10 protein-coding genes are annotated in these 12,095 nt (G+C 63.0%); 5 read left to right on the top strand and 5 right to left on the bottom strand.

All coding sequences use genetic code 11. From position 1 onward, the window contains the following. The first annotated feature begins 230 nt into the window (after window positions 1–230). The 4 genes from ACI3K3_RS11020 (at window position 231) to ACI3K3_RS11035 (ending at window position 5,135) form a co-directional block, all read left to right on the top strand. A complete protein-coding gene (locus tag ACI3K3_RS11020; RefSeq protein ID WP_404913644.1) occupies window positions 231–2,549 on the top strand; it encodes a TonB-dependent receptor in 2,319 nt (772 codons plus the stop codon). After that, window positions 2,549–3,565 carry an MBL fold metallo-hydrolase gene (locus ACI3K3_RS11025; RefSeq protein WP_404913646.1) on the top strand — a complete coding sequence of 339 codons (1,017 nt, stop codon included), beginning with the start codon at window positions 2,549–2,551 and terminating at the stop codon, window positions 3,563–3,565. The genes ACI3K3_RS11020 and ACI3K3_RS11025 overlap by 1 nt, the downstream gene beginning before the upstream one ends. Before the next feature lie 128 nt (window positions 3,566–3,693). Then, complete coding sequence (locus ACI3K3_RS11030) at window positions 3,694–4,206, top strand: cupin domain-containing protein (RefSeq protein WP_404913648.1); 513 nt, start codon at window positions 3,694–3,696, stop codon at window positions 4,204–4,206. Further along, window positions 4,203–5,135, top strand: coding sequence for an NAD-dependent epimerase/dehydratase family protein (locus tag ACI3K3_RS11035; RefSeq protein WP_404913650.1), 933 nt, complete (start codon window positions 4,203–4,205; stop codon window positions 5,133–5,135). Before ACI3K3_RS11030 ends, ACI3K3_RS11035 begins: the two co-directional genes overlap by 4 nt. Before the next feature lie 29 nt (window positions 5,136–5,164). Here the strand turns inward: ACI3K3_RS11035 and ACI3K3_RS11040 are convergent, their stop codons facing one another. Beyond that, window positions 5,165–6,094: a LysR family transcriptional regulator gene (locus tag ACI3K3_RS11040; RefSeq protein WP_404913652.1), complete on the bottom strand. Its 930-nt coding sequence runs from the start codon at window positions 6,092–6,094 to the stop codon at window positions 5,165–5,167. A 101-nt stretch (window positions 6,095–6,195) separates the two neighbouring features. On the opposite strand from ACI3K3_RS11040, the gene ACI3K3_RS11045 reads away from it, so the two are divergent. After that, window positions 6,196–7,242, top strand: coding sequence for a Rieske 2Fe-2S domain-containing protein (locus ACI3K3_RS11045; protein WP_404913654.1), 1,047 nt, complete (start codon window positions 6,196–6,198; stop codon window positions 7,240–7,242). Between the two features lie 19 nt (window positions 7,243–7,261). Here the strand turns inward: ACI3K3_RS11045 and ACI3K3_RS11050 are convergent, their stop codons facing one another. The 4 genes from ACI3K3_RS11050 to ACI3K3_RS11065 all read right to left on the bottom strand — a co-directional run bounded on the left by ACI3K3_RS11050 (window position 7,262) and on the right by ACI3K3_RS11065 (window position 12,047). Continuing rightward, window positions 7,262–7,564, bottom strand: a complete 303-nt coding sequence (locus ACI3K3_RS11050) for a hypothetical protein (RefSeq protein WP_404913656.1) — start codon at window positions 7,562–7,564, stop codon at window positions 7,262–7,264. 118 nt (window positions 7,565–7,682) lie between these two features. Next, window positions 7,683–7,970 (bottom strand): DUF3325 domain-containing protein, encoded by a 288-nt coding sequence (locus tag ACI3K3_RS11055; protein ID WP_404913657.1) that lies wholly within the window; start codon window positions 7,968–7,970, stop codon window positions 7,683–7,685. Continuing rightward, the gene (locus tag ACI3K3_RS11060) at window positions 7,967–9,532 is read right to left on the bottom strand and encodes a PepSY-associated TM helix domain-containing protein (RefSeq protein WP_404913659.1); all 1,566 of its coding nucleotides are present in this window, start codon (window positions 9,530–9,532) and stop codon (window positions 7,967–7,969) included. Before ACI3K3_RS11060 ends, ACI3K3_RS11055 begins: the two co-directional genes overlap by 4 nt. Before the next feature lie 46 nt (window positions 9,533–9,578). Then, entirely contained in the window at window positions 9,579–12,047 is a 2,469-nt protein-coding gene (locus ACI3K3_RS11065; RefSeq protein ID WP_404913661.1) for a TonB-dependent siderophore receptor, read from the bottom strand. Window positions 12,048–12,095: the final 48 nt, after the last annotated feature.

The raw sequence follows: 12,095 nt of genomic DNA on the forward strand, positions 1-12,095 counted from the left end.
GAAAATCCTGTTATGCCCTTCGATAGCTATCAATTCTGTTTGTGGAAAGCGACAAAAACAAAAAATTTGATCTGTTTTCTGCAAGGCGTCATCCCAAGGCTCACAACAAGCCGGAAAAGCCGGCACAGGGGAGAGAGATGATGCGACAGGCATTTCTGTTGGGCACGGCCTTGGTCGGCATACTATCGTCGGGTGCAGTCAAAGCGCAGGACTCTTCGGCAACAAGATCCATGGAAGCCGAGACTTCCCGAACCGATGCGCCGACCGGGCTCAACGAAATCGTCGTAACAGCGCAGCGCAAGGCGGAGAGCGCACAGCGGGCGGGGATCGCCATCGATGTTGTCGGCGGCGACGACTTCATAAACAGCGGCCTGACGCAAGCTTCCGGGCTGGGCCAGCTGGTTCCCGCCCTCAACGTTCAGCAGAATGGCGGCGCCAATGCGGTGTTCTTCCTGCGCGGCGTCGGCAACTTCACCGTCAATGGCTATTCGGACCCGGCGATCGCCTTCAACTATGACGGCGTCTACATCGGCCGCCCGACCTCGGCCACCGGGGTGTTCTACGATCTCGAGCGCGTCGAAGTGCTGAAGGGGCCGCAAGGTACTTTATACGGACGCAATGCCACCGGCGGCGCGATCAACGTCCTCCCGGCCAAGCCCAAGCCCGGCGAGTTTTCCGGCTTCGCCGACATTTCCTACGGTAATTACGATGCCCTGACGGCACAGGGCGCAATCAATGTGCCGGTCGGCGAAAATGGTGCCATGCGCATCGCCGGCAGCCTGACCCGCCATGATGCCTACCTCTCGGACGGCACCTCCAACGACAGGACCGGGGCGCTGCGTCTCCAGTACCTGGCCGAACTGACGCCCGATCTCACCGTGCGCGTCGGCGGCGACTATTCGCACACTGGCGGCAAGGGAGTCGGTGCATCCTATCAGGGCAGGTATGCCTACGACCGCGGGTCCGGTGGTTACGTCTTCGTTCCGTCCGGACTGGGCAAGTCCACCGGGCTTCTCGATCCCGCCTCGCAGGCCTATCGCCAGACGCTTTTCCTCGGCCTTTCCGGCCGCACTGCCGATCCGCTCTATCCCGACCTCTATCAGGACAACAGCTACTACGGCGTCAATGCCGAGCTGAACTGGCGCACCGGCGCCGGCACGCTGACCGTGGTCCCGGCCTGGCGCTATTCTGATCTCGACAATGCCTTCGGCAACCCCGGTTTCGTCGGCTACATCCAGGAAAAGGACGAACAGTTCAGCCTGGAGGCGCGCTTCGCCGCCGATCGCATCGGCATCTTCGACGCGATCCTGGGCGCCTACTATTTCGACGAGAGCGTCGACGGCAATTACACTTTTGCCCAGCAGGCCCTCAACGCCTATCAGGAATTCACCTCGGACACCCGCTCCTACGCAGTGTTCGGGCGCCTCACCGCCAATCTCAGCGACCGCCTGCGCCTGATCGGGGGACTGCGCTGGACCCGCGATGAAAAAGACTTCGACGGCACGGCCGATGTCTTCCTGGTACGCTGCACGCGCACGGTGAACTTCGTGCCGAGCTGCCCGACAGCCACGCTGCTGCCGGTCACCGACAGTTTCACGCAGCTGCAGGCGCCGTTCATTGTTCCACAGCCGGGCGGCGTCACGCCGATCGGCACGTCCGGCGCCCTGCTTATCCGCGCGCAAACCGTGGTCGATCAGCCGCTCGATACCTCGAAGCTGACCTGGCGCGCGGGTGCGGAGTTCGATGTCGGCCCGAGTTCGCTGCTCTACGCCAGTGTCGAAACGGGCTATCGTTCGGGCGGCTTCTCCATGTCGGTCGGCTATGAAACCTTCCAGCCCGAATACATCACCGCCTATACGCTGGGCATGAAGAACCGGTTCTTCGACAATCGGCTCCAGCTCAATGCCGAGGCCTTCTATTGGAAGTATCGCGACCAGCAGATCAATCACACCGGCGTCGATCTGGCCGGTAATCAGGGGCAGTTCACGGAGAACGCCGGGCGCTCCACCATCAAGGGCGCGGAAGTGGAACTGCAGTTCCTGGCCACGCGCAATACCTTGCTGTCGGCTCAGGTTCAGTATCTCGACGCGCAATACAAGGATTTCGTGTACCGCGAGCCCATCGGGGCTACGCCGCCGCTGACTTCGTGCCCTTTTGCTGTAAGCGCCACCTCTCCGGGGCAGTATGAGATCGACTGCTCGGGGCGTCCGGCTTACCAATCGCCGAAATGGACGATCAACCTGGGCGCCCAGCAGACGGTCGACATCGGCAATTACAAGCTCGTGCTCGCAGCCGACACCCAGTACAAGACGAGCCGTTATGTGGCGTTCCAGTACATGCCGGAGCAGCAGGTCGGGGACACCTGGACGAGCAACGCCAACATCACCTTCGCGCCTCAGAATGACCGGTGGTCGATCGGTGCATTCGTGCGCAATATCGAGAACAACCGCATCGTCACGGCGGGACTGACTTACAACGCCGCCTCGGCTTCGACGATCATCACGTCCCCGCCGCGCACTTACGGCGTCCGCGCGGGGGTAAAGTTCTGATGCGGCTTGGTCTGATCGCCTTCGCGCTGGCCTGCACCACCGGATTGCCTCCGGCCTCGGTCCTTGCTGACGCAAGTGCTGGCGCGAACCCTGGCGTGGGGGCTCAGATTACCCCGCCGCCTGCCATGACGAAGTGGTTCACGCTGGGGACGATGGGCGGACCGATTGCCTCGGCTTCGCGCAGTCAACCGGCCAATCTCCTGCTGCGCGGACCGGATGCCTACCTGATCGATTGCGGCGCCGGCGCGGTGGAGCGGCTGGCTGCGACGCCGGTGCGTTTGCAACAGGTTCGCGGAGTGGTCTTGAGCCACCTTCATTTCGACCACACGGCCGGGCTCCAGGCAGTGCTCGGTTTGCGCTTCCAGACCGGCGTGCGCGGCAGGCTTTCCATCTACGGCCCACCGGGAACGCGCGCGCTGGTCGATGGACTATTGGTCTCGATGAAGCCGGCGGTGGCCGCCGGATATGGTCTGCCGGGGGAACCCGATGCCGATCCGGCTGATAGTGTGGAGGTTGTGGAACTGACCGATGGATCCAGGTTCAACCTTGGCGATGTCGCCGTGACGGTCGGGCAGAACACGCATTATTCCTTCGCATCGGGTTCGGAAGCGGACAAGCAGTTCAAATCGCTATCGTTCCGCTTCGCAGCTTCCGACCGCACGATCGTCTACACCGGCGACACCGGCCCGAGTCCGGCCGTGGAGCGACTGGCAAAAGGTGCCGATCTCCTGGTTTCAGAGATGATTGACGTCGAGAGCACGGTCGCCAACGTGCGCCGCAACACGCCGGATATGAGCCCAGCGGCAATGACAGGCCTGACCCGGCATCTCTCAACCCATCATCTTACGCCTGAGCAAGTCGGCGAAATGGCTGCGCGAGCGGGTGTAAAGTCCGTGGTCGTCACACATGTCGTTGCCCCAACGGCTACGGCCGGCGAACTGCTGGCATATCTCGCTCGGATATCCGGGGTTTTCAAAGGACCAGCAGTGATTGCCGACGATCTGGACGAGTTCTGAACCGCGATTTTTTCGAGGATTCCTGGGATGCAAGAGCTGAGTATTCTCGTTGTCGGCGGCGGCCTTTCCGCCGCGATCGCGCTGTGCCGCCGGGGCCGTCGGGTTGCGGCGCAGAAAGTAGGTGCACCATGAACGACATCGCTCCTGTCCCGGTACACCGTCTGGTCACCGGGCACGATGCCGCAGGAAAGGCCGTGTTCCGTTCCGAGGATGCCACGGTTCCGCAGATGATCCCCGGAGGCGATGCGGCGTTTCTGACCGTCTGGACCACCGCGACGGTTCCGGCCGATAACAACGACGAAACCGATGGACGAAGCCGGCCAACCGGCCTGACACTCGAAGGCGGTTCGGTCATTCGCGTTGTCGACATGATGCCTGGCTGCGAAAGCCCCATGCATCGTACCAACTCCATCGATTATGGCATTGTGTTGAAAGGCGAGATCGAACTTGAAGTGGACGACGGCGAACGCCGCACCATCAGCGAGGGAGGCATTGTCGTTCAGCGCGGCACCAACCATTTATGGCGCAACACGACTGACAGCATCTGCCGGCTTGTCTTCGTCCTGATCGAAGCTCCGGCTTTCCTGCTCGATGGTCGCGCGCTCGACGAATGCAAACCCGAGGATGCGGCGGCGAAATGAAGGTCGTCGTCACCGGAGCAGGAGGCTTCGTGGGCCGCGCGCTATCGGCTCGCTTGCTTCAGATCGGCCACACAGTCATCGCCGCAGATACCGATCTGGCCGCCGCTCCGGATGGAGTTGCAGGCGTCGTGGGAGATCTGGGCGATCCGTCGGTGCGTCGGCAAATGCTGATGGGGGGATGCGATGCCGTGATACATCTTGCCACGGTGCCGGGCGGAGCCGCCGAGGCGGATCCTGCCGCATCTCGCAGGATCAACTGCGATGCGACCTATGACCTTATACGCGATACGGCGGCGTTCTCGCCAGGCGCAAGGTTCGTATTCGCCAGCTCGATAGCGGTCTTCGGCGATCCACCGCTTGAGGGCGTGGACGACGAGACACCGCTTACGCCCCGCATGATCTACGCGGGCCACAAGGCAATGATGGAACAGGCGGTTTCCATGTATTCGCGGCGCGGCTCGATCGATGGAGTAACGGTGCGCTTGCCCGGGATCGTTGCTCGCCCCGCCGGCTCTGCTGGAATGAAATCCGCGTTTCTGTCCGAGCTGGTTCACGCCCTGAGCGCGAACCGGCCGTTCACATGTCCAGTTTCTGAAGACGGAACGGTATGGGTGCAATCGATCGATCGATGCGTCGACAACGTGATAAACGCGCTCATGCTGGACAGCGCGATGCTCCCGCCAAGCCGAGCGGTGACCCTGCCTGCAACCTGGGTGTCTATCGGTGACCTCGTCGCCGAGATAACTCGGCAATGCCACGCTTCGATCAGCCCTGCATACGAGCCGGACATCGAGTTGGAGAAAGCATTCGCGTCATTGCCGCGTCTCAGCTCTCGCCAGGCGCAGGCCGCAGGTTTTCGCGACGATGGCGATTTGCCGGCATTGGTCGCACGAGTTTTGGGGCGAGGCGAAGCTCTGGCGAAAGGATAAATACAGGGAACGGCAAGGTCGCTGGGCCCCTAGACGCCCGTAGGCGAGGGGTCGCGACCCAGAAACAGCTCGGCGATAAGCCTGCGTAGCCATAGCACCGCAGGATCGTCCTGTGCGCGTCGGTGCCAGAATTGCTGAAGGTTGATCATCGGTGATGGCAATGGCGGGGCGATGACCTTGAGGTGGGCCATCGTCGCGAATATTCCGCCGACGGCTGCGGGGACGGTGCTGATCAGGTCCGATCCCGCAACCAGCAGCGGGACGCTCATGAAATGGGGCGATTGGAGCTGAACGCGCCGCGATAGCCCCATTTCCCGCAGCCTCGCCTCGAACAGCTCCTGGCTTCGGCCGCGCTGCGCAACGACGATATGGCCCAAGCCGAGGTAAGTTTCGAGCGACCAGCCCGCGCGGGCTTCCGGATGGTCGGCCCGCGCGATACAGGCGAAAGGGTGATCGAACAGCTTCTGGGTCAGGAAGTTATTGCCATCGAGATCGGGAAAATAGCCAAGAGCCAAATCCACTTCGCCCTCGGCCATGGCGGCTTGCAGCTCATCCGGCGCCATCGATCGGGATTCCAGGGTAATGCCCGGCGCCCGCCCGGCCAGTTCCGCCATAAGCCGCGGGAGAAACACCAGCTCGCCGATATCCGAAGTGCTGATCGTAAAGCGCCGGTCGGAGCATTCCGGTTCGAATGTGCGCTGAGCGAAGATCTCGCCTTCGAGAGAGGCCAGCATCTTCTGCAAAGGTAGACGCAGCGATTCTCCCAGCGCGGTCGGCTGCATCGAATTGCCGACCCGGATAAGCAACTCATCCTCGAAGCGGCTTCTCAGCTTGTTCAGCGCAAAGCTGACGTTGGGCTGGCTCATACCCAACCGCCTGGCCGTCGCGTTCACGCCCCGCTCCTCGAGCAGGGAGTGGAGCACCACGAGCAGGTTAAGGTCGAAATGTCTGTAGTTCACTCAGGTTATCCGTTCTGCAAATAACCTATATCAGAACTACCAGTCCTGCAAATCAGTCAGACACGCGTTATCCTCGCATCATAACAAGAGAGGATGGCGCTGTGGCCGGTGGGAAATATCTGGAGAACCTGTGGTATGTCGCCGGGTGGAGCAGCGATCTGGATCCTGGTGATCGCGTCGGGCGAACTTTCCTCGAAAGGCCCGTGGTCTTGTGGCGCGCGCACGATGGAACCGCCTATGCCCTGGAAGACCGTTGCGCGCATCGCGCCATGCCGCTCTCGGCAGGCGTCGTCGATCAGGGAGCCATTCGATGCCCTTATCACGGCCTCGAATTTGGGGGCGACGGCAAGTGCATCCGGATCCCTGCCCAGGATCGCGTTCCCGACACCGCTCGTGTCCGGGCCTATCCTCTCGTGGAGAAGCAGGGCCTCATGTGGATCTGGATGGGGGATCCGGGGCGTGCGGACAAAGCCCTGGTGCCGGACTATCCCATTCATGAAAACCCGGCCTACGCCTGGCGCAGCGCGCACTTTCCCGTGAAAGGGAACTGGCAACTGCTCATCGATAACCTGATGGACCTGTCGCACCTGCCCTATATCCACGCGAACACGATCGGCGGTAATCCCGAGCTGCACTTCAAGACCAAGACACGGTCCGAAAAGCTGACGAACGGCGTGCGCGTGGTGCGCCATATGCCCGATTCCGTGCCGCCTCCGACTTATGTCGATGCTGCGGGCTTCAAGGGAAAGATCGACCGCTGGCAGGAAATCCACTTCGAGCCGATCAATATACGGATCCACACCGGAGCATGTGATGCCGGTAGCGGAGCCTATGACGGCAACCGGGAAGGCGGATTTTCAATGCTCGGTTTCCACGGGATCACCCCGGAGACGGCAACGACGACGCACTATTTCTGGTCCATGGCGACCAACATCCTGGACAACGGCGTTCCCGATGAGGTCTTCGAACAAACCGCCAGAACTTTCCGTGAAGACCAGGAGGTGCTCGAACTTCAGCAGTTCCGCCTTACCCAGAACCCTGCGGCACCGATGATCGATATCGCCAGCGATGTTGGCGGCCGCCACACGCGCCAATTGATCGCACGGCTTTTGCGAGAAGAAGAGGAAGTGGCGGCCCTCGTCCCTTGACGGCAAGCCGTGGAAGGATTCAGGGAACGGGAGCCAGCAGCCATTGCAGAAGCGCCAGCGGAACCGCCGTTGCCGCCAGCCAGGTCCACGCCCGTATCGCGCTGTTGGCGTGGAAGATCGCCATCGAAATCGCTGCGAAGAGCGCGAAGCTGGCCAGCGTCGCGGCGATCACCGCTTCGGCGCGGTCCATGCCCAGTCGCGCAAGGACGAACGAGAGCACCACGGTGGCCTGCGCCGTCAGCCCATAGGCTCCCAGCGTGCCCGCAAGCGTGCGCGCCGTCACCGCAAGGCGGCGGGCGGTATCGTTTGCAGGGGCGGTCATTCGGTCGCGAAGCTCGGCGGTGCGATATGCCGTTGCCTCGACACTTTCTGTCCGGGCACGGTGGTCTTGAACATGTCTCTCTCCTTGTTCGAAACGGACGCGGAAGCGTCTACAGTCTTCAGGAAATCAGCCGGAGGATGCGTTCGCGGTTCGTCTGGGCGGTGAGCGCCAGCCCCGCAGCGACACTCAGCCATCCGAACCACACGAGCGCGCCATAGGACCAGCCGAGGCCGATACCGGCGAGGACGAAGGCAAGGCCAAGCGCGGCGAACCCGCTCCACCGCAGCATTTGCCCAGTTCGCGGCGCCAGCTTGCGGCGCAGCCAGTCCTGCTGGTGGCGCGCCATGGCCATCAACAGGAGCGCGAAGCCGACTATTGCAGGCAGCGCGATTGCCAGGTGGATCATGCCGGAGCCTCCACCTGTTCGCGCCTTCGGCGTGCGGGCGCGGCCTTGGGCTGGTGGCGTAGGACTTTCCAGGCGGTGTAGGCAAGACCGGCGGCGATGGCGGCGATTGTCAGGTCGAAGCTGGCGATGATCCAGTCGCCGCGCCGGATGCTTTCGCCCAGGCCCCGCGATGTGGTCAGGGCATTGACCAGCGGGACCAGCGCGAACAGCGCGGCGCCTGTGCCCAGCGCTTCCACCCAGGCGCGCTTGGCGGGCCTTGCCAGCGTCCAGGCGAAGATCGCGCCCCAGCCGATGAACAGGCTGTTGACCTCCCATTCCGCCCGCTCCACCAGCGTGACCGGAAGCAGCCGGTTGGCAAGGAAATAGACCGCGATCCCGGCAGGCGCTCCGGCGATGAAGCCGATGTTGAGGCGCTCGACCAGGCGGAACCCGAAGTACGGACGCGACGGATCGGGCAGTTTGGTGCGCCGCTTGACGCACCATAGGGCAAGGCCGGTGGCGCACATCGCGGTGCCGACAAGGCCCGAAAGGAAGTAGAGCCAGCGCAGGCCAAGCCCGGCGAACCAGCCGGTATGCAGATCGATCATGACTTCGCGCGTCAGGCTGGCGCCGCCCCTGGACGGTGAGAGGAGGGGGATGATGCTGCCCTGCGCCGCGTCGAGATAGAGCGCATCGCGCCGCCCGCTGCTCCAGTCGGTGCGCTGGGGATAGAGGCGCGCGGTGGCGGCGGCATCGCCGGGATGTTCGATGTTGATGTAGCCGGGGTTGGCCTCGCCCCATTCGTGCCGGGCCGCCGCTACGAGGCGGGCGAGGGGGACCGTCGGCGTCGGGATGCCGCTGGCCTCGCGCTCGTCCGGGCTGGAGGCGGAGGCTTCGTAGAAGGCGTCGCGCGTGGGGAAGTTGCCGCTGATCGCCCAGGGCATCAGCGTGAACAGCAGCGTGACGAGGCCGGTGTACGTGATCATCACGTGGAACGGCAGCGCCAGCACGCCGGTGGCATTGTGCGCGTCCAGCCAGCTGCGCTGGCCCTTGCCGAGGCGCATCTGGAAGAAGTCGGTGAAGATCTTCTTGTGCGTCACCACGCCGGAAAGGATCGCCACCAGCATGGCAAGGGCCGCCACGCAGACGGTATATCGGCCCCAGCGGACCGAGATGTAATGCAGGTCGAAATGCATGCGGTAGAGGAAGAACCCGCCCCGCGTCTCGCGCACCGCCAGTTCGCGGCCGCTCTGCGGATCGAGTGTAATCTCGCTGCGATCATGCCGGTCCTGCCCGGGCTTGCGCCACGAGACCGTCAGCCCGCTGCCGCCGCGCGCATTGGGCAGCGACACTCTCCAGCTTTCCGCCCCCGCGCCGCGCTGGCGCAGGAGCGTGTCGGCGGCATCGAGCGCGCGGGTGCTGACCGTGCTGCCCGAAGACAGTTCGGGGCGCATCCACGCATCGATCTCGTGCTGGAAGAACGCCGCCGTTCCGAACAGGAAGACGATGTAGAGAACCCATCCGGGGAGCAGGCCGACCCAGGTGTGCAGCCATGCCATCGACTGGCGGAAACTCTGCTTCATGACTGCCCGAGCCTCCGGGGTGAGAGCGCTTTCCTGTCCACGGCGATCAGAACTCGGCCCGCGCCGAGAAGGCGATGTTGCGCGGGTTGCCGAGCTGGTTGACCGAGGCCCAGTAGTCCTTGTTGGTGAGGTTGGAGGCGTAGAGGTTGAACGTCACCGGCTTGCCCAGCGCGGTCGTGCGGTAGCGGATCCCCAGGTCAACCAACAGGTAGTCGTCGATCTTGTTGAGGTTGGCGGGATCCTGGTACTTGTAACCGGTGTAGTAGAGCCCGCCTGACAGGGAGAGCCCTTCGATGCCGGGGATGCCATAGTCCACCGAGCCCTTGAGCAGCAGCGGAGAGGAGCCGGTGGGGGACTTGCCCTTGAGCGCGGCGTTGCTAGCCTTCTGGATGCTGAGGTCCATCAGCGTGCCGCCGACCACCACGTTTAGGTTGTCGGTCACCTTGCCGGTCAGCGTCAGTTCCACGCCCTGGTGGACCTGTCGCCCGTCCTGGCTGATAGTGATCATGCCGTTGGCGTCGGTTTCGGTGTAGGAATTCGCCTTCTCGATCCGGAACAGCGCCGAGGTCAGCAGCAGGCTGTCGGAGAAGGCGTATTTCGCGCCCACTTCGTACTGGCGGCTGATCATCGGCGAGAATATCTGGCCGGGGTTGGTATAGAGGTTCTCGTCGTCGGGAACCACGGTTCCGGCTTCGAGCGATTCCATGTAGCTGGCATATGTGGTCAGCCCGGAAACCGGCTTGTAGATGATCGAGACGGTGGGGGTGAGCGCGGATTCCTTGTAGCTCGAAGTGGACGCGCCTGTGGCGCTGAACGCCTTGGTATCGATCGTGCTGTAGTTGAAGCCGATGAGCGCGCTCAAGGTATCGGTGAAGGCGATGTCGTCACCGATGATGATGTTGGTGTTGGTCGCCTGGTTGGCCTTGTAGCGCGGGCCGCGCTCTGTCGTGTAGCTGGGTTCGGGAAGGTTGAGGAAGTCTTCCAGCGGGACATTGGCGGGCACCACATAGGGCGTACCGTCGGGGTTCAGCGGGTCGATGTAGTTCGGGCTGTACTGGTTGACCCGGTAGGTATCCCAGGATCCTCCCACCGTCAGCTTGTGGCCGATCCCGCCCGTGTCGAACGATGCGTCGACATAGACATAGGCGCTGTCCGAAATGGTGTCGTAAGGCAGCGCCCGGGTCGGAGAATACATGCTCCAGCCCGTGCCCTTGTAGATCGGATAGGGGATCAGGAACTCGCGCGTGTCTATCTTGTGCATGTAGGCCGTGCGCACCGACACCGCTTCCGAAAGCGTGTATTTCAGGTTTGCGCCGATCCGGTCGGACTTGGTCTGGTTGTAGGTCCAGTCTGGCGTATAGGTCTTGCTGACGTCATAGGCATCGGGCCAGCCGCTGAGGCCGGCGGTGTAGAAGCGCGTGTCGGCCCGGTCGAGATGCCAGTAGGTATGCGCCGCCTCCACCTGGAACAGCAGGTTGCTGGCGATGTTCCAGTCCAAAGCGCCGCTGACCAGCCACTTCTTCAGGTGCTGGTCGTCCTTCGATGTTTCGCCGTTCGCGTAGGAGGCGTTGAAGCGGTAGGCGAGGGTACCGGCGCTATCGATCTTTCCGCCCAGATCCGCATGGGCGAAATACTGGCTGCCGCCGTAATTGCCTACGGTCACGTTGGTGAGGCGTTCGTAGGTCGGCCGCTTCAGCACGTAGTTGGCGACGCCGCCGACATTGCCCGGACCATAGAGGAAACCGGACAGCCCGTTCATCACCTCGACCTTCTCGATCTCCTCGGTGCTCAGGCCATAAGTATACGACGAGAGCCTGAGGCCATCGAAAATGCCCACGCTCTGCGCGAAGCCGCGGATCGTCACCGAGGGATAGCCGAAGACGCTGGTGGGCGTGGTTGCCTGCACCACCGGGTTCATCTTGTAGAGCTGGTCGAGGTCGCGGGCGACCGTGTTCTGGATCTGGTCGTTAGACATCACGCTGACCGAATAAGGCGTGTCGGCGATGTCGCGAGCGCCCCACGGGCCGACGGCGGTTACCTTGTCGGCATCGACCTGCTGGCCGTTGACGATGATCGTCGAAGCGTCCCGCGCGGTCTGCTCATCCCCGCCGGCACCGTCGGCGGCGTTCGAATAGGCGACTGCCTGAATGCGCATGGGATCGAGTTCCAGTCGCCCGACCGTGGCCGGGGCGATCGTTACAGTGCCGCCATTGGCACTCCGTCCCACCAGCCCGGTGCCCAATAGCAGGCGCAGCAGAGCGTCGCGCGGCAGGAAGCGGCCACGCAGGCCGGTCGTCTCGCGGCCTTCGGTCAACCGGCCTTCGTAGGAAATCTGGACGTCGCTCTGATCGGCAAAGCGGCTCAGCGCCTCCGCCAGCGAACCGGCAGGAATGTCATACTGCCGCACCACCTCGGCCTGCTGGGCGTGCGCGGGCATGGCAAGGCCGACGGTCGTCAGCATCGTCGTGCCCACCCAGGCGGCTGCCAGCAGCTGGCGCGCGGAAAATCGCTTCATGTCTTTAAAGTCCCCACAATACCCTGAACGCACAAATGCTTTTGCGAT

The organism is Novosphingobium sp. ZW T3_23 (assembly GCF_044987305.1).
GTDB lineage: Bacteria > Pseudomonadota > Alphaproteobacteria > Sphingomonadales > Sphingomonadaceae > Novosphingobium.